Genomic DNA, 18,665 nt, shown 5'->3' on the forward strand with positions numbered 1-18,665 from the left:
GCGGGAAGTACGACGTGCCGGGTGCGGGATGCGCCACTACCGGGCGGCCCCCATGCGGGAAGGGGCCGCCCGGCGCGGTACGCGGAGCGTTAGCGGGGACTTATTCGAGGAGCTCCGCGTACGAGCCCATGGCCAGGGCGATGTCGGCCTGGGCCCAGAACCGGTGGTACGTGAACACGGGCGCGGCACCGCCCGCGAGATAGCTCTCGATCTTCGACCACGCCGGGTCGTTCTTGTAGAAGGAACGCAGCGAGGTGAAGGTCGAGGAGGAGCTGATCGTGTCGCCGTTCGGCATCTTCCCGCTCCAGCCGCTCGGGACGTACACGCCGTCGTCGAAGCGGTTGTAGTCGGCGCGGGTCTCGGGGACCGCGATGCCGAGGGCGTCCTGGTAGTTGGTCCACATGCCGTCCAGGAGCGCCTTGGCGGTCGTCTTCGCCTCCGTGTCACCGGACCTGGCGGCGTAGTACGTCAGGGTCTTGGCGTACGCGGCGGCCACGCCGACGTCGTTGGTGTAGTCGGCGACGGTGACGTGAAGTCCCGTGTTGGCACCGGGACTCGAGGCGTTCCAGGTGTCGGGCTGGCCCGACCACTGGAGGGTGGAGGGGATCAGGAAGGTGCCGTCCGGGTTGATCGTGGTCTTGGACAGCGCCCAGTCGACCCACTTGTCGAGGACCGTCCTGGCGGCCGTGTTCCCCGTCTGCTGGTAGTACTCGGCGACCCGCTCCATCGACCAGGCCTGGAACCCGAACCACTGGTTGGACGGCGGGTCGTGGTAGACGGGCTGCTGGTCGTAGTACATGCCGTAGAAGGTCGACGTGCCGGACGGGGGAGTGGCGTAACGGCCGGCCCAGCTGTTGGTCGCACCGCCCGCGATGGCGCCCTCGCTGGACTGCAGCCAGCGGTAGAACTCCATCTGCCGGGTGAGGGACTTGGCCCAGTCCGACTGCCCCGTCGCCGACTTGGGCTTGAGGTCGGCGTAACTGCTCAGCGCGTAGGCGGCCAGGGGGTTCTGGTAGCCGCCGTGGGTGTGGCTGGAGCCGATGCGCCAGGCCCAGCCGGCGCTGGTGTCCGTGGCGCCGCCCCAGGCGTAGTACCAGGACAGCAGATAGTGCGAGGCGTCCTTGCCGGTGCCGGCCGCGCACGCGGTCGGACCGACACAGTTGCCGATCTTCTTGAAGTACTTGTCGTACATCGCATACCGCAGATAGTCGCCCATCTTCGCGGCCTTGCCGACGGTCGCCGAAACGTCACCGCCCTTGCCCTGCGCGGTCGCCCAGACGTCCGCCCAGTACGCCGCCTGCACCGCCCGCGCGTCGGCGTCCGGGGCATTGGTGTACTTCCACTGCTTGGCGTAGGACGAGTCGCCGGTGAACAGGTCCAGATACCCGTTCGTGCCGCCGTACTTGAAGGCGTCGCAGGTCGGCTGCGGAACCGTCTCCCACACCGACTCCTGCGCACCGCGCTGGAAGGTGTTGATGTACGACGGTCCGGTCGCGGTCGGGCCCGCCTCGCACTTGCCGGGCTCGTTGCCGTAGCCGTAGACGTTGTCGACGTCCTGCAGCCAGTGCATACCGTAGACGTCGTCCGTACTGTATGCGGTCTTCAGTTCACCGGCTATCGGATCCGATCCCACCGACACACCCGTGTCCAGCCTCGCCGGATACTCGTTCGGCGTGTCCAGCTCCGGCGCGTACGTCGCCGGTTTCGACGCGTTGTAGAAGGAGTTCGTCGGCTGGTCGGCGTGGGTGGGGATCATGTACTTCTCCATGATGTCCCACGCGCCGTTGAACTTGGTCCAGTCGCCGGTGATCTTGCCGTACATGGCCTGCAGCCAGAGAAGGTAGCTGTAGGCCTCGGACGTGGTCTCGTGGCCCTGGTCCGGCGCCTCGACGATCAGCGTCTCCACGGAGTGGTAAGGGATGCCCTCGGGGGAGAAGTAGCCGTTCGCCGGGTTGGTGATCTTGCCGTAGAGGTCCAGGAACCGCGCGTCGTACACCTTGCTGCCGGCGATCTCGGTGACCGTGACCGACGCCTTCGCGTGTCCGGTGGCCGTCGACTCGAAGACGGCCGCGCCGGTGCCGGAGGCGTTCGCGGTGACGGTCACCTTCTGGGCGGTGCTCCAGTTCGACGGGGTGAAGGTGAGCGAGGCGCCCCCGGTCACCGTCAGACCCGTGTTGCCGCTGACCCGGGCGGTCGTGACGGTCACACCGGCCGACGGCTGGGTCGACAGCTTCACCTCGTAGGTGCCGGTCTTGCCCTGCTGCACCGCCAGCTGGTTGGTGGAGGCGACCACGGCCGGTCCCGAGGCGACCGTGATGCCGACCGGCGTCGACGAGCCCGACGCGCCCAGACTGTCGTAGGCCTTCGCCACCAGTGAGTGACTGCCCACCGACAACCCGGAGGCCGACAGCGTGTACGGCGCGGTCGTGTCCGTGCCCAGCAGGGTCGTGTCGTCGTAGAACTCGACCTTGGTGACGGTCGCGTTGTCGGCGGCCGCGGCGGTCGCCGCGAGCGGCACCGCGTTGCCCTGGGTGTAGACGGCGCCCGCCGCGGGGCTGGTCAGCACGGTGACCGGCGGCTGGTGCGCACCGGTGCAGGTGGTGCCGTTGATCGCGAAGGCGGCGGGCGCGGTGTTGGTGCCGCTGTAGGTGAACTGCGCGCCCGTGCTCACCGCGGCGCCCGCCGCGATGGTCCCGTTGTAGGTGGCGTTGTTCACCGTGATCTGCTGGCCGGACTGCGACCAGGTGCCGTTCCAGCCGTTCGTCAGCTTCTGGTTGCCCGTGTAGGCGTACGTCAGGGTCCAGCCGCTGATGGGATCGCTGCCGCGGTTGGTGAGGGTGAGGTCGGCGGTGAAGCCGGAGCCCCAGTCGTTGGTCTTGTAGTCCACGCTGCACTGGAGCGCCGCCGCCTGGGCGGGCGTCGGGAGCGTGCTCAGCATGGCGAAGGGAAGCGCGAGGGCCGCGACTACGGCGGTCCACAGGCGCCGCGTCGGGCGACGTCTGCGTACGGGATCCATGGTTCCGGTTCCTCCTTGCGGCTCTAAGCGGTGGGGGGAGGAGCAACAAGCCCTGAACCAGTGGGAGCGCTCCCATAGTGGGGAAAGGGGTGAAGGCGGTCAAGGTGCTTGAAGAGTCGAAAACATTCGACGCGAGAAGTTGAGGGAAAGTCAGCGTCTCCCCTGTTCTTTGCCAGCGCTTGGCGCTAGCTTCGAAACACCAGTGGGAGCGATTCCATCAGTCGACGCGTCCGTCACGACGCGCTGAGCTGCAAGGAGTCGCTCATGCGACACCCCCCTCGTTCAATCCTTTTAGCCGTCGCCGGCACGGTCGCCCTCGGGACGGGCGTGACCCTGCCGGTCATGACGGCGCAGGGAGCCACGCCCGCGTGCACGGTGGAGTACTCCGTCACCGGCCAGTGGGACGCCGGCTTCCAGGGCGCGGTGCGGATCACCAACAACGCGGCCGCCGTGAGCAGTTGGACCCTGACCTTCGACTTCGCGAACGGGCAGAAGGTCACCCAGGGCTGGAGCGCCAAGTGGTCCCAGTCGGGTACGGCCGTCACCGCGGCCAACGAGAGCTGGAACGGTTCGCTCGGCACCGGCGTGAGCGTCGACGCGGGCTTCATCGCGTCGAAGGGCGCGACGAACGCCGTGCCGACGACGTTCCGGCTCAACGGCACCCCCTGCAACGTCGACGGCGGCTCCACCCCGACGCCGACCCCCACCGCGACGGCCACCACCCCGCCCGGCACCGGTGACGCACCACCCCGGCTGCACGTCTCCGGCAACAAGCTCGTGGACGCCGACGGCCGCACCCGCCGGCTGCTCGGCGTGAACCGGTCCGGCGGCGAGTTCATGTGCGTCCAGGGCCGCGGCATCTGGGACGGACCGGTCGACGACACGGCCGTCCAGGCGATCGCCGACTGGCACGCGAACACGGTCCGCATCCCGCTCAACGAGGAGTGCTGGCTCGGCCTGTCGAACATCAACTCCGCCTACGGCGGCGCGAACTACATCAACGCCGTCAAGGACCTGGTGGCCCGCGTCAAGGCGCACGGCATGACCCCGGTCGTCGAACTGCACTGGACCTACGGCCAGTACACCGGCAACTCGGCCGGCTGCGCGGACGTGCACGCCAGTTGCCAGAAGCCGATGCCCGACATGCAGTACACCCCCGCGTTCTGGACGTCGGTCGCGAACACCTTCAAGAGCGACCAGGCGGTCGTGTTCGACCTGTTCAACGAGCCCTACCCGGACCGCGCGACCTCCACGACCACCCAGGCCTGGCAGTGCTGGCGGGACGGCGGCACCTGCCCCGGCATCGGGTACGAGGTCGCCGGTATGCAGGATCTCGTCGATTCCATACGGTCGACCGGCGCCCGCAACGTGATCCTCGCCGGCGGCCTCGCCTACTCCAACGACCTCAGCCAGTGGCTGACGTACAAGCCCACCGACCCGGCCGGCAATCTCGCCGCCGCCTACCACGTCTACAACTTCAACTCCTGCGCGAGCGAGAGCTGCTGGAACTCCACGCTCGCCCCCGTCGCCGCCCAGGTGCCGCTCGTGGCGGGCGAGATCGGGGAGAACACCTGCTCGCACGCGTTCGTCGACCAGGTCATGAAGTGGTTCGACGACCGTGACCTGTCGTACCTGGGCTGGACCTGGAACACCTGGGACTGCTCCTCGGGCCCGTCGCTGATCTCCAGCTACGACGGGACCCCCACCGCGTACGGCACCGGGCTGCGCGACCACCTGCGCGCCCTCGACGGATAGGCGCCATCAGCAGCAAGGGACGTCAGGAACGGACAACACCCGCGACGGACAAGGAAACCCGCACTCATGAGCCGTAGCAGAACAGCGATGCTCGCCGCGCTGGCGCTGGTCGCCGGCGCCTCCGGGACGGCACTCGCGGTGGTCCCGGGCGATCCGGGCATCGCCGCCATCCCCTGCACCGTGGCCTACACCGTGCAGAACCAGTGGGACACCGGCTTCACCGCCAACGTCACCGTGACCAACAACTCGGCCGCGAAGACCAGTTGGTCGGTGAAGTGGGCGTACGCCGGGAACCAGAAGATCACCAACGGCTGGAACGCGAAGATCACCCAGTCCGGTACGGCCGTCACCGCGAACAACGAGACCTACAACGGGACGCTGCCGAACGGCGGTTCGGTCAGCTTCGGCTTCCAGGGCTCCTACAGCGGCAGCAACGCGGTCCCGGCCTCGTTCACGCTCGACGGAGTCACCTGCAACGTCGACAGCGGCGGCGGCACCCCCACCCCCACCGATCCCGGTACCCCCACCGACCCGGGCACCCCGTCCACCAAGGTCGACAACCCCTACGCGGGCGCCAAGGTGTACGTGAACCCGGAGTGGTCGGCGAAGGCGGCCGCCGAGACGGGCGGCTCCCGCATCTCCAACCAGCCCACCGGCGTCTGGCTCGACCGCATCGCCGCGATCAACGGCACCAGCACCAGCATGGGCCTGCGCGCCCACCTGGACGCGGCCCTCGCCCAGAAGGGCAGCGGCGAGGAGGTCGTCCAGCTGGTCGTCTACGACCTGCCCGGCCGTGACTGCGCCGCCCTCGCCTCCAACGGCGAGCTCGGCCCGACGGAGATCGACAAGTACAAGACGCAGTTCATCGACCCGATCGCGGCGATCCTCGCGGACAGCAAGTACGCCTCGCTGCGGATCGTCACCACCATCGAGATCGACTCGCTGCCCAACCTGGTCACCAACACCGGCAGCCGGCCCACCGCCACCGCGGCCTGCGACACGATGAAGGCCAACGGCAACTACGTGAAGGGCGTCGGCTACGCGCTGAACAAGCTCGGCGCGATCCCCAACGTCTACAACTACATCGACGCCGGCCACCACGGCTGGCTCGGCTGGGACGACAACTTCGCCCCGTCCGCCCAGCTGTTCTACCAGGCCGCCACCGCGGAAGGGGCGACCGTGGACGACGTGCACGGCTTCATCACCAACACGGCGAACTACAGCGCCCTGAAGGAGAACAACTTCACCATCAACGACAGCGTCAACGGCACCTCCGTACGCCAGTCGAAGTGGGTGGACTGGAACCGGTACGTCGACGAGCTGTCGTACGCGCAGGCCTTCCGCACCCAGCTGGTGTCCACCGGCTTCCGGTCGGGCATCGGCATGCTGATCGACACCTCCCGCAACGGCTGGGGCGGCACCGCACGCCCGACCGGCCCGGGTGCCACGACCAGCGTCGACACGTATGTCAACGGGGGCCGCTACGACCGCCGTATCCACATCGGCAACTGGTGCAACCAGTCCGGCGCCGGCCTCGGCGAGCGCCCGCAGGCCGCACCGGCCGCCGGGATCGACGCGTACGTGTGGATGAAGCCGCCGGGTGAGTCCGACGGCTCCAGCTCCGCCATCGCCAACGACGAGGGCAAGGGCTTCGACCGCATGTGCGACCCGACGTACACGGGCAACGCCCGCAACGGGAACAGCATGTCGGGGGCCCTGGCCAACGCTCCGCTGTCCGGGCACTGGTTCTCGGCCCAGTTCCAGCAGCTGATGCAGAACGCCTACCCGCCGCTGTAGGAACCGGCGCGGTCCCGTCCGGCCGCTCCCGCACTCGGGGAGCGGCCGGACGCGGCGGATTCCGGGACCGGAGGAGCGAAATTTTTGCCGTCCCGGCAACAATCATGGCCCTCGCGCGGTGCGTCGGAGCACTCTTGCGACACACCGACGAGAGGCTGACCACCATGGCGCACCACCCGCACGGGCACGGCGAAGACAAGCACGGCGAAGACAAGCACCGCGAAGACAAGCACGGCGAACACAAGCACGGCGAGCACGGGCACGGCGAACACCAGCAGGGCGAGTGCCGGCACGGCGCACACGGGCAGGGCGGTCACCGGCACCGTCACGGGCACGGCCACCACACCGACATCGACTGGGCGGAGATGGCCCCGCACCTCGTGGCCCAGGCGGAACTGTTCACGCCGCTGTACGAGCGGGCCCTGGCCTGGCTCGCCAAGGAGGTGACCGAGCCGGGCCTGATCGTCGACCTGGGCAGTGGTCCGGGCGTCGTCTCGGGGCTGTTCGCCGAGACCTTCCCCGGCGCCCGCGTCCTCGCGGTCGACGGCTCCGAGCCGCTGCTGGAGCAGGCCGGCGAGCGCGCCGCCCGGCTCGGCTACGCCGACCGCTTCGGCACCCTCGCCGGTGAACTCCCCGGCGCCCTGGACGAGTTGGACTACCCCGCCGACTTGCTGTGGGCGGGCCGCAGTCTGCACCACCTGGGCGACCAGCGCGCCGCCCTCACCACCTTCGCCCAGCGGCTCGCGCCCGGCGGCACGCTGGCGATCATGGAGGGGGGTCTGCCGAGCCGGTTCCTGCCACGCGACATCGGCATCGGCCGCCCCGGCCTGGAGGCGCGGCTCGACGCGCTCCAGGAGGAGTGGTTCGCGCAGATGCGGGCCGATCTGCCCGGCTCCGTCGAGGTGACCGAGGACTGGCCGGCCCTGCTCGGCTCCGCCGGCCTGAAGCACACCCGCAGCCGCAGCTTCCTGCTCGACCTGCCCGCCCCCGCCTCCGACCGGGCCCGCGCCTACGTCACCGACTCGCTGGGCCGGCTCCGCGAGGTCTACGCCGACATCCTCGACCCCGAGGACCGCGCCGTACTGGACCGCCTCCTCGACCCCGCCGACCCGGCCGGCGTGCGGCGCAGGTCCGACGTGTTCGTGCTGGCCGCACACACCGTGCATACGGCGGTGAAGCCCGCGTAGCCCCGACGGCGAGCCCCCGCACGCCCACCTCCCCTCCGTCGTCCATGGTGACCTGGGTCACATGTCGGCGGTACGATGGGAGTGCGGTTCCGCTCGCGGCATCCCGGACGCGGTCCGTGCGGGGGAGACGGGGGCCGTCATGGACCGTTACGTCAGTCAGGACATCAGCGGCTGGACCGAGTTGCGCGTCCACGGGGTGTCGGGGACGCCGCCGGAGACCGAACTCTGCCACCCCGCGGTCGCGTTGGTGGCGGGCGACCGCCTCGCCGGCTTCTACCGGCGGATCTGGGAGTGCGCCCGCGGCGCCCCCGACAGGCCGGACTTCCGCCGCGAGGGATACGCCTGGGGGAAGCTCACCTCGGGCGACAACTCCCGTGCCCTGTGGCTGCTCCTGCTGCCCTTCATGTTCCTGAACCTCGCCTACTACATGGACCCGGGACACCGCGTCGTCGGCGGCCACACCCGGGTCGTGCCGGAACGCAACGCCGTCCAGCGGCTCCTCGCACTCTCCCTCACCGGCACCTACGTCCTGGCCGCCACCTCCGTGTCGATGGACCTGGTCGCCTGGCAGTGCGGAGCGCACACCGGCCCGTCCCAACCCACCTGCTCCAGCGGCGGGTTCTGGCTGAACTGGCTGCACTACGGCTGGCTCGACTCCACCGGCCGGCACCTCGCCGTCGCCTCGATCGTGCCGCTCGCCCTCGTCGGGCTGCTGTGGTGGACGGCCCGCAGGACCTGGGCCACCATGGAGGCCCAACAGGTCCCGCAGGTCGACCGCGTGGCGGACGTCCGACTGCCGCTGGAGGACCGCCGGCTGTGGAACGGCCGCGGACCCGTGCGCAAGCTGCGCGCCCTGCACGTCGCCGGCGCCCTCGCCCTCGTGGGCGTCCTGCTGCTCGCGCCACTGCTGCCCGGCGCGGATCTCACCACCCTGTCCCACGGCGGCACCTGGCACCCGGCGGCGGCCGTCGTCCGCAACCTCCTGCTGCTCGCCCTGCTCCTCGTCGTCGCGCTGGTGGTGGCCTGGGTGCCGTTGGTGAAGGACCGGGACCGGCCCGGGCAGGACGCGCCCCGCACGGACGACGACGGCGATCTTTACCGCATCCTGCCCTGGCTCGTGGCCGCGCTCGTGGCGTGTGCCCTCGCCGTGGCCTGCTGGGGCGCGGCGAACGCCGGCCCCACGGACACCACGGCCGGGACGACCGCGCTGCCCTGGCAGACCGGCGCGGTGCGCTGGCTGCTCATCGCACAGGGCGCCCTGCTGGTGCTCCTCGCCGCCTCCCACGTCGTACGGGGCACGGCGAGGACGACACCGGCCGATCGCGACGTCCTCGGCAACCCCGGTTTCCCCCGCCCGGCCTGGGGCGGCATGAGCATGGCCGGGGTCGCCCTCCTCGCCACCCTGCTGGCGACCGCCCTCGCCGCCGGCGTCACCCTGCGCGTGGCGGAGATGCTGGGCGCCCCCACGGTCCCCGGACACTCCACCGGCGATCAGCGGCCCCTGGTGGTGTCGATCGTCTACTTCTGGGCGGCGGTGTGCGCACTCGCCCTCGTCGTCGTGGCGCTGCTTCTCGCCGCCCGCGCCTGGGCGGGAATGCGCCGCGGCCGCGCGGAGCAGCTGCACCACGTCGAGGCGTTCTACCCTCCCGGCGACGTCCGCACCGCACCGCGGGGGCGGCGCCGGCACATCGCCGGCGTGTGGGCCCGTGCGCGGGGGCTCGGCCCCGCCGCCGAGAGCGCTCTCGGCCTGTTGCTGCTCGCCGCCGCCGTGATCGTGGCGGCCGGAGTCGCCCTGGACCTGGCCCTCGGCACCCGGCTCGTCACCGACGGCTCCCGCTGGCTGACCACCGCCGCCAACCTCGTCCTGACCGGCCTGGTCGCCGGACTGCTCTGGGCCGGACGCCAGGCCTACCGCAACGAAAGCTTCCGGCGCACGGTCGGCATCCTCTGGGACGTCGGCACCTTCTGGCCGCGCGCCACCCACCCCTTCGCCCCGCCCTGCTACGCCGAGCGGACCGTGCCCGACCTGCTGACCCGCCTGGAACACCTCACCGGTACCACCGGGGAGCACCGGGAGCACCGGGAGCACCCTGAGCCCCAGGAGCCTCAGATTCCGCGGGGCGGCCGGGTCCTGCTGTCCTGTCACTCGCAGGGCTCCGTGATCGGGGCGGCCGTCCTGATGCAGGCGAACACCGCGGCCGGCGTCCGCACCGCCCTGCTGACCTACGGCTGCCCGCTGACCGGGCTGTACGCGCGGTTCTTCCCTGCCTACTTCGACGCCGGCGCCGTACACCGCCTCGGGCAGCTCCTCGCGCACGAGGAGGGGGAGCTGCCCGCCCCCGGGGAGGATCCCGGCCTCGCGAAGGACACGCGCTGGTACAACCTGTACCGCGCCAGCGACCCCATCGGCGGGTGGGTCGTACGGGATACGGCCCCGCTGCGGCCGGGCGACCCGCTACGCCGCGGGGACCGGCAACTGCTCGACCCGATGAAGCTGTGCAAGCAGCCCGGCGACACCTGCTACCAGCCCCCGAAGGGACACTCCGACTACTTCTCCGACCCGGCGTTCGACGCGTGCGTCCGCGATCTCGTCGGCGGCGGCACCGGTCCGAGGCTCATCGCACCGCCGCCCACCGCCGTACCCGTCGTCCTGTCCGAGTCGGTGGACGGCGCGGCCCCGGTCACACAGGCCCGGCTGTGAGAGAACGGGCCAGGACGAGGGAAAAGAGAACGACGAGGGAAAAGAGAACGACGAGAGGAGAGGGGCGTGACCGGCGGCCACGCCCCTCACCCACGACGATCCCGGGCTCAGCCGATGTCGAACGTCGACGGGTCCGGACCGATCCGCCGGTCCTCGTTCAGCGCGCTGATCGCCGCCAGGTCCTCGGTGTCCAGGCTGAAGTCGAACACCGCGATGTTCTCCCTGATCCGCGACGGCGTCACGGACTTCGGGATCACCACGTTGCCGATCTGGAGGTGCCAGCGCAGCACCACCTGGGCCGGGGTGCGGTTGTGCTTCTGGGCGATCGCGACGATCGCCGGGACCTCCAGCAGCCCCTTGCCCTGGCCCAGCGGCGACCAGGCCTCGGTGGCGATGCCCTGCTCCGCGTGGAACTCCCGCAGCGCGTGCTGCTGGAGGTGCGGGTGCAGCTCGATCTGGTTGACCGCCGGGACGACCGCCGTCTCGCCCGTCAGCCGCTCCAGCTGTTCGACGGGGAAGTTGGAGACACCGATCGCCTTGACCCGGCCGTCGGCGTACAGCTTCTCGAACGCCTTGTACGTGTCGACGTACTTGTCCCGGGCCGGCAGCGGCCAGTGGATGAGGTACAGGTCGACGTACTCCAGGCCCAGCTTGTCGAGCGAGGTGTCGAACGCGCGCAGGGTCGCGTCGTAGCCCTGGTCGGAGTTCCAGAGCTTGGTGGTGACGAAGATGTCCTCGCGGGGCACCCCGGAGGCGGTGATCGCCTTGCCGGTGCCCTCTTCGTTGCCGTAGATCGCCGCTGTGTCGATGCTGCGGTACCCGGCCTCCAACGCGGTGGAGACCGCCCGCTCCGCCTCGTCGTCCGGCACCTGCCAGACGCCGAAGCCCAGCTGGGGCATCTCCACGCCGTTGTTGAGGATGATCGGGGGGACCTTGCTGCTCACGAGCTCTCGATCCTTCGGTTGTCCGTCAAAGTCGTACTCCCATCGTCAACGATCACACGCCGTGATGCATTCCTGACCCCGAATCCCGAATCCCGAATCCCGAATCCCGATCCCGAATCCCGATCCCGAATCCCGATGCCGGATTCGGACCCCGGATTCGGACCCCAGGGCTTCACGTCCGGTACAGCGCGTCGACCTCGTTCGCGTACGCGTTCTCGATCGCCTTGCGTTTCAGTTTCAGCGACGGCGTGAGCAGCCCGTGCTCCTCGGTGAACGGCTGGGCCAGGATGCGGAAGGTGCGGATCGACTCCGCCTGCGAGACCAGCGTGTTCGCGGCCACCACCGACCGGCGCACCTCCGCCTCCAGATCCGCGTCCCGCACCAGCTCGGCGGGCGTCATCTGCGGCTTGCCGCGCATCTGCAGCCAGTGCTCCACCGCCTCGGCGTCCAGCGTGACCAGCGCGGCGACGAACGGCCGGTCGTTGCCGACGACGATGCACTGACCGACCAGCGGATGGTCGCGCACCCGCTCCTCCAGCAGCCCCGGCGAGACGCTCTTGCCGCCCGAGGTGACGAGGATCTCCTTCTTGCGGCCGGTGATGGTGAGATAGCCGTCCTCGTCGAGGGAGCCCAGGTCGCCGGTGGCCAGCCATCCGTCGTGCAGGGTCTCGTCGGTCGCCTTGGGGTTGTTGAGGTAGCCCTGGAACACGTTGTCGCCGCGCAGCCAGATCTCCCCGTCGTCCGCGATGTGCACGGTCATCCCGGGGATGGGCTGCCCGACCGTGCCGTAGCGGGTGCGGCCGGGCGGGTTGGCGGTCGCGGCCGCCGCCGTCTCGGTCAGCCCGTACCCCTCGTAGACCTGCACGCCCGCGCCCGCGAAGAACAGCCCGAGCCGGCGGTCCATCGCCGAACCGCCCGACATCGCGTGCCGCACCCGGCCGCCCATCGCCGCGCGCACCTTCGCGTAGACGACCTTGTCGAAGAACTGGTGCTGCATCCGCAGCCCCGCCGACGGACCCGGCCCGGTGCCCCACGCCTTCGCCTCCACCGCCTCCGCGTACGCCGTCGCCACCTCCACCGCCTTCTCGAACGGCCCCGACCTGCCCTCCCGTTCGGCCTTGCGGCGGGCCGCGTTGAACACCTTCTCGAAGATGTACGGCACGGCCAGGAAGAAGGTCGGCCGGAACGCGGCCAGGTCCGGCAGCAGCGCCGCCGCGTTCATCTGGGGCTGATGACCGAAACGGACCTTGCCGCGGATCGCGGCGATCTGCACCATCCGCCCGAACACATGCGCGAGCGGCAGGAACAGCAGCGTCGCCGCCTCGTCGCCCTTGCGCGAGTGGAACACCGGCTCCCAGCGTTCGATGACCGTGTCCGCCTCGAACATGAAGTTGCCGTGCGAGATCACACAGCCCTTGGGGCGGCCGGTGGTGCCCGACGTGTAGATCACCGTGGCGACCGAGTCCGGCGTGACCGCCTCCCGGTGCCGGTGCACCACCTCGTCCTCCACCGGGGCGCCCGCGTCGTACAGCTCCTGCACACACCCCTCGTCCAGCTGCCACAGCTGTCCGAGCCGCGGCAGCCGGTCGATGACCGTGGCGATCGTCATCGCGTGGTCCTCGTGCTCCACCACCGCGGCCGTGCACTCCGCGTCGTACAGCATCCAGAAGCACTGCTCCGCCGACGACGTGGGATACACCGGCACCACCTGCGCGCCGATCGTCCACAGCGCGTAGTCGAACAGCGTCCACTCGTAGCGGGTGCGGGACATGATCGCGACCCGGTCGCCGAACCGGACACCCCGCGCGAGCAGGCCCTTCGCGAGCGCGAGGACCTCGTCGCGGAACTCGGCCGACGTCACGTCCCGCCACCGGCCGTGCTCGTCCTTGCGGCCCAGCGCCACATGGAGCGGGTCCTCCTGGGCGTGCTGGAAGACGACGTCGGCCAGACCGCCGACCGGCGGCGCCAACGCCAACGGAGGGTTGGTGAACTCGCGCAAAACCAGCACCCCGCTTCTCAAGGCCGCGCAGCGCCGTGAAAGCTACCCCACCCTCGGGCGGGGCGGGAGGGGCCGGAAAGCGAGCGATGCTCTCGTCTGCGCTGGTCAGTGCCGGAAAATGGGCTCACATGGGGAAGGGTCGGACAGAAAACTGACGGTTCAGTAAGTTTCGGTGCCGTGATCTCCACCGAATCTGCCCGCAGCGCTTACGCCGCCCGACCCCTCCCTCGAGGCTCCCGGACGACGCGCCGCTTCCTCCTCGGTCAGCGCCGCGGCGGTTGATTCCGTCACTCTGCCGGGCCCGTCATGCGCGAGGCGTGTGCCGGTGCCATCCCGGTCCGCGGACCGCGGACCGCGGACCGCGGTATGCGATCTGCCGTCTGCCGTCTGCCGTCTGCCGTCTGCCGTCTGCCGTCTCCGGTATGCGATATGCGGTACGCGGCGTGCAGTAGGCGGTGTGCGGTGTGCGGTGTGCGGTGTGCGATGTTCGGTATGCGATCTGCGGGTTGTGTATGCACCCTTCTCCCCCTCAGCCGCCCTCCCCGCCTTCCCGTGAACCGCCGCGTCGACCGCCCCCTGCCGTCGGCCGCCGTTGCAGGCGGTCCCCGCCCGCCAGGATCGCCGCCGCCAGCGCGTCCGCCGCTCCCTGGGCCGATGTGCGCCGCCGTCCGTGCACCAGGACGAAGTCGACGCGGCCGAGTTCCGGGAGTCCCGCCCGGTCGGGGACCCGGACCAGGCCCGGTGGGACGAGGCCGCGGGAGTGCGCCATCACGCCGAGGCCGGCCCGGGCCGCGGCGATCAGTCCGTTGAGGCTGCCGCTGGTGCAGACGATGCGCCAGGCGCGCCCCTGCCGTTCGAGTGCCTCGAAGGCCAGGGCGCGGGTGATGCCCGGCGGCGGGAAGACGATGAGCGGCACCGGGCGCTCGGGGTCCAGGCGGAGCCGTTCGGCGCCGATCCACACCAGGTCGTCGTGCCAGACCAGTTCGCCGCGCGGGTCCTCGGGGCGCCGCTTGGCGAGCACCAGGTCGAGTTTTCCGGCGGCCAGGTGTTCGTGGAGGGTGCCGGACAGTTCCACGGTCAGTTCGAGGTCGACCTCGGGGTGGTCGTAGCGGAAGCCCTCCAGGATCTCCGGCAGCCGGGTGAGGACGAAGTCCTCGGAGGCGCCGAAGCGGAGCCGGCCGCGCAGTCGCGTCCCCGTGAAGAAAGCGCTTGCCTGCTCGTGGACCTCCAGGATCCGGCGCGCGAAGCCGAGCATCGCCTCGCCGTCCTCGGTGAGTTCCACGGAGTGCGTGTCCCGGGTGAACAGCGACCGCCCGGTCGCGTCCTCCAGTCGCCGTACGTGCTGGCTGACGGTGGACTGACGCAGCCCTAGCCGGCGCGCGGCCTGGGTGAAGCTCAGTGTCTGCGCGACCGCGAGGAAGGTCCGCAGATGGGAGGGATCGTACACAGTCGGCACTGTACTGGTTATCGCATACCGCGATCGCAGTCAGAGCGGTATGACGGATTCCCGATCACGGACCGGAAGAGGACGATGGAGAGGGGCCCTCCGGCCCCGACGCACCCCCATCGAACGTACGTGGAGCACCGTGAAACGCCTGCAGTGGCCGAGTTGGATGCCGGTCGACCCCTACATCCTGCTGTTGCTCGGGACGGTCGGGCTCGCGGCGCTGTTCCCGGCCCGTGGCACCGCCGCCGACGTGGCCTCCGGGGCTTCCACGGCCGCCATCGCCTTCCTCTTCTTCCTGTACGGCGCCCGCCTCTCCACCCGCGAGGCGCTCGACGGCCTCAAGCACTGGCGGCTGCACACCACCGTCCTCGTCTGCACCTTCGTCGTCTTCCCGCTGCTGGGTCTCGCCGCCCGCGGTCTGGTGCCGGTGTTCCTCACCCAGCCGCTCTACCAGGGGCTGCTCTTCCTCACCCTCGTCCCCTCGACCGTCCAGTCGTCGATCGCCTTCACCTCGATCGCCCGAGGGAACGTTCCTGCGGCGATCTGCGCCGGCTCCTTCTCCTCCCTGGTCGGCATCGTCGTCACCCCGCTGCTCGCGGCCGCGCTCCTCGGTGCCGGCGGGGGAGGCTTCTCGGCCCACTCGCTGGTGGAGATCGTGCTGCAACTGCTGGTGCCGTTCGCCGCCGGACAACTGTTGCGCCGCTGGATCGGCCCCTTCGTCGCCCGGCACAAGAAGGTCCTCGGGCTGGTCGACCGCGGCTCGATCCTCCTGGTCGTCTACACCGCGTTCAGCGAGGGCGTGGTCCAGGGCATCTGGCACCAGGTCAGCCCCCTGCGCCTCGGCGGGCTGCTCGTCGTCGAGGCCGTGCTGCTCACCGTGATGCTCGCCCTGACCTGGTACGGCGGCAAGGCGCTGCGCTTCGGCCGGGAGGACCGGATCGCCATCCAGTTCGCGGGCTCGAAGAAGTCCCTCGCCTCCGGACTGCCCATGGCGAGCGTTCTGTTCGGCGCGCACGCCTCCCTCGCCGTGCTGCCGCTGATGCTGTTCCACCAGATGCAGCTGATGGTGTGCGCGGTGATCGCCAAGCGGCGTGCACAGGATCCGCTGGAGGAGCCGTCGGCGGATGCCGAGCAGCGGGCTTCGGCGGCGGTGTGAGGCACCCGAACGCGACCGCCGTACGGGCCTGTTGATCCGGATACCGGGCACGGAACGCTCATGACGGATAACGTTCCGTCATGACCGCACCTCTCACGCTCGTCCCCGCGCGCACGGCCCTCGTCCTCGTCGACCTGATGGACCGGATCGTCGCCCTGCCCCTGGAACCCCGCAAGGGCACCGAAGTGCTGTCCGTCGCCGAGGAGTTGGCGCACGCCTTCCGCGCGGCCGGCGCCCCGGTCGTCCTCGTCCGCGTCGAACGCCCCGGCGTCGCCGACCAGCCGCCCGGCAGCGGACTCGTCCACGGGCTGCTCGCCGAGGGCGACGTGGAGATCGTCAAGCGCACGATCGGCGCCTTCCAGGGCACCGGCCTGGACGAGGCGCTGCGCGCCCGCGGCGTCACCACCGTCGTGCTCGGCGGCATCGCCACCAACCTCGGCGTCGAGTCCACCGCCCGCGCCGCCGGCGACCTCGGCTACGACCTCGTCTTCGTCGAGGACGCCATGGCCGCGCTCACCGAGGCCGAGCACGAGGCGTCGGTCAAGCTGGACTTCCCGCGCCTGGGCACGGTCGTACGGGCGGCGCGGCTGCGTCTGGCGGCGGACTGAGGCGGGACCCCCGCGGCGCAGGGGGCGCTCCCCGCCGTTCGGGACCTCGCCGCTGTGCTGTGGGGGGACCGGGTCACCCGCGGGCGGACGCGGTCCGCAGGGCGATGCGGTCCTCACCCGCGTACACGTTCATGGAGCTGCCCCGCAGGAAGCCCACCAGCGTCAGCCCCGTCTCCGCGGCCAGGTCCACGGCCAGCGAGGACGGTGCCGAGACCGCCGCGAGCACCGGGATGCCCGCCATCACGGCCTTCTGCGCCAGCTCGAAGGAGGCCCGCCCCGACACCAGCAGGATCGTGCGGGACAGCGGCAGGTCGCCGTTCTGCAGGGCGCGCCCGACGAGCTTGTCGACCGCGTTGTGCCGGCCCACGTCCTCGCGTACGTCCAGCAGCTCGCCGTCCTCGCTGAACAGGGCCGCCGCGTGCAGACCCCCGGTCCGGTCGAAGACCCGCTGGGCCGCGCGCAGCCGGTCGGGGAGCGCCGCGAGCAGGTCGGCGTCGACACGGACCGGGGGAGTGTCGGCGATCGGCCAGCGGGTCGTCGTCCGCACCGCGTCCAGGCTGGCCTTGCCGCACAGACCGCAGGACGAGGTGGTGTACACGTTCCGCTCGAGGGTGATGTCGGGGAGCGTCACACCGGGGGCCGTCTTCACGTCGACCACGTTGTAGGTGTTGGAGCCGTCGGCGGTCGCCCCGGCGCAGTAGACAATATTCTGCAGATCGGATACGTCGGCCAGCACGCCCTCGCTGACCAGGAATCCGGCCGCCAGCGCGAAGTCGTCGCCCGGCGTGCGCATGGTGATGGCGAGCGGCTTGCCGTTCAGCCGGATCTCCATCGGTTCCTCGGCGACGAGGGTGTCCGGGCGGGTGGACACCGCTCCGTCGCGTATGCGGAGCACCTTGCGTCGTTCGGTCACTCGTCCCATGTGGTGATCAGCCCCGGTTCTGTACGTGCTGGTAGCCGAAGCGGCCCTTGATGCAGAGATTGCCGTGGGTCACCGGGTCGTCGTGCGGGGAGGTGACCTTCACGATCTTATTGTCCTGCACGTGGAGGGTCAGATTGCAGCCCACCCCGCAGTAGGCGCACACCGTCGTCGTCCGGGTCCGCGCCGACTCGTCCCAGGGGCCCGCCTCCCGCCGGTCGTACTCCGACCCGAACGACAGCGCCCCCGTCGGGCACACCTCGATGCAGTTCCCGCAGTACAGACACGCCGAGTCGGTCAGCGGGGGCGTCCTGCAGAGGATGCACTTACCGAGGGCGCTCCGTTCGGTCGAGGGTACCGAGGCACTGCCCGAACACTGTCGACTGAATATTGTCTACAGTATGGTGGTTGCGGAGGCAGTGGTCCGCGCGGCATCGACCGTGCACGGGGAAACCGGCCGGTCCGACCGTTCGGCGCAGGCTGCATACCGTTCATCGCATACGGTCGACGCGCCGCCTTCTCAACGCCCTTGATCCTTCCTACCGTTCGGGATTCATGAGTCCCCCTGTCGCGCCGCCCGGCTGGAGCCGCTGGCTCGTGCCCCCGGCCGCACTCTCGGTCCACCTCTCCATCGGCCAGGCCTACGCCTGGTCCGTCTTCAAGCCCCCACTGGAGTCCGCTCTCGGCCTCAGCGGCACTCAGAGCGCACTGCCCTTCCAGCTCGCCATCGTCATGCTCGGCCTGTCCGCCGCGTTCGGCGGCACGCTCGTCGAGCGCAACGGGCCGCGCTGGGCGATGACGGTCGCCCTGGTCTGCTTCTCCTCGGGCTTCCTGATCTCCGCGCTCGGCGCCGCCACCGAGCAGTACTGGCTGATCGTCCTCGGCTACGGCTTCGTCGGCGGCATCGGCCTGGGCATCGGCTACATCTCTCCCGTGTCCACCCTGATCAAGTGGTTCCCCGACCGGCCCGGCATGGCCACCGGCATCGCCATCATGGGCTTCGGCGGCGGCGCGCTCATCGCCTCGCCCTGGTCGGCGCAGATGCTGGAGTCGTTCGGCGCCGACCATTCCGGGATCGCTCTCGCGTTCCTTGTCCACGGAATATCGTATGCAGTCTTCATGACCCTCGGCGTGTT

General features: G+C 70.3%; 12 protein-coding genes and 1 pseudogene. 7 read left to right on the forward strand and 6 right to left on the reverse strand.

What is annotated here, in order from left to right; translation table 11 throughout:
- Positions 1-100: 100 nt before the first annotated feature.
- A complete protein-coding gene (locus AQJ64_RS03085) occupies positions 101-3,016 on the reverse strand; it encodes a glycoside hydrolase family 48 protein (RefSeq protein WP_055634297.1) in 2,916 nt (971 codons plus the stop codon).
- Positions 3,017-3,280: 264 nt separating this feature from the next.
- On the opposite strand from AQJ64_RS03085, the gene AQJ64_RS03090 reads away from it, so the two are divergent.
- From AQJ64_RS03090 to AQJ64_RS03105, 4 genes are all read left to right on the forward strand, one after another.
- Positions 3,281-4,771, forward strand: coding sequence for a cellulase family glycosylhydrolase (locus AQJ64_RS03090; protein WP_211286458.1), 1,491 nt, complete (start codon positions 3,281-3,283; stop codon positions 4,769-4,771).
- A gap of 66 nt (positions 4,772-4,837) precedes the next feature.
- On the forward strand, positions 4,838-6,568 hold the full coding sequence (locus AQJ64_RS03095; protein WP_059202385.1) for a glycoside hydrolase family 6 protein: 1,731 nt from the start codon (positions 4,838-4,840) through the stop codon (positions 6,566-6,568).
- Between the two features lie 164 nt (positions 6,569-6,732).
- Positions 6,733-7,755: a class I SAM-dependent methyltransferase gene (locus tag AQJ64_RS03100; protein WP_079061462.1), complete on the forward strand. Its 1,023-nt coding sequence runs from the start codon at positions 6,733-6,735 to the stop codon at positions 7,753-7,755.
- Positions 7,756-7,816: 61 nt separating this feature from the next.
- On the forward strand, positions 7,817-10,456 hold the full coding sequence (locus AQJ64_RS03105; protein WP_157881032.1) for a hypothetical protein: 2,640 nt from the start codon (positions 7,817-7,819) through the stop codon (positions 10,454-10,456).
- Between the two features lie 107 nt (positions 10,457-10,563).
- On the opposite strand, the gene AQJ64_RS03110 is transcribed toward AQJ64_RS03105, so the two are convergent.
- The 3 genes from AQJ64_RS03110 to AQJ64_RS03120 form a co-directional block, all read right to left on the reverse strand.
- Positions 10,564-11,400, reverse strand: a complete 837-nt coding sequence (locus AQJ64_RS03110) for an aldo/keto reductase (RefSeq protein WP_055636120.1) — start codon at positions 11,398-11,400, stop codon at positions 10,564-10,566.
- A gap of 172 nt (positions 11,401-11,572) precedes the next feature.
- Complete coding sequence (locus tag AQJ64_RS03115) at positions 11,573-13,399, reverse strand: AMP-dependent synthetase/ligase (protein WP_059202386.1); 1,827 nt, start codon at positions 13,397-13,399, stop codon at positions 11,573-11,575.
- Between the two features lie 529 nt (positions 13,400-13,928).
- Positions 13,929-14,846 carry a LysR substrate-binding domain-containing protein gene (locus AQJ64_RS03120; RefSeq protein WP_055633979.1) on the reverse strand — a complete coding sequence of 306 codons (918 nt, stop codon included), beginning with the start codon at positions 14,844-14,846 and terminating at the stop codon, positions 13,929-13,931.
- A 139-nt stretch (positions 14,847-14,985) separates the two neighbouring features.
- Between AQJ64_RS03120 and AQJ64_RS03125 the strand changes: the two genes are divergently transcribed.
- Together AQJ64_RS03125 and AQJ64_RS03130 are read left to right on the forward strand one after the other, a co-directional pair.
- The gene (locus AQJ64_RS03125) at positions 14,986-16,002 is read left to right on the forward strand and encodes a bile acid:sodium symporter family protein (protein ID WP_055633980.1); all 1,017 of its coding nucleotides are present in this window, start codon (positions 14,986-14,988) and stop codon (positions 16,000-16,002) included.
- An 80-nt stretch (positions 16,003-16,082) separates the two neighbouring features.
- Positions 16,083-16,610: an isochorismatase family protein gene (locus AQJ64_RS03130; protein WP_055633981.1), complete on the forward strand. Its 528-nt coding sequence runs from the start codon at positions 16,083-16,085 to the stop codon at positions 16,608-16,610.
- A 73-nt stretch (positions 16,611-16,683) separates the two neighbouring features.
- Here the strand turns inward: AQJ64_RS03130 and fdhD are convergent, their stop codons facing one another.
- Positions 16,684-17,532, reverse strand: coding sequence for a formate dehydrogenase accessory sulfurtransferase FdhD (gene fdhD / locus AQJ64_RS03135; protein ID WP_055633982.1), 849 nt, complete (start codon positions 17,530-17,532; stop codon positions 16,684-16,686).
- A gap of 7 nt (positions 17,533-17,539) precedes the next feature.
- Positions 17,540-17,833 (reverse strand): annotated as a pseudogene (locus AQJ64_RS03140) (4Fe-4S binding protein); the annotation flags it as partial.
- 251 nt (positions 17,834-18,084) lie between these two features.
- Between AQJ64_RS03140 and AQJ64_RS03145 the strand changes: the two are divergent.
- The coding region (locus tag AQJ64_RS03145; protein WP_159060271.1) for an MFS transporter at positions 18,085-18,665 on the forward strand (581 nt) is incomplete at its 3' end.

Origin of the sequence: Streptomyces griseoruber (assembly GCF_001514205.1) — a bacterium.
Lineage (GTDB): Bacteria > Actinomycetota > Actinomycetes > Streptomycetales > Streptomycetaceae > Streptomyces > Streptomyces griseoruber.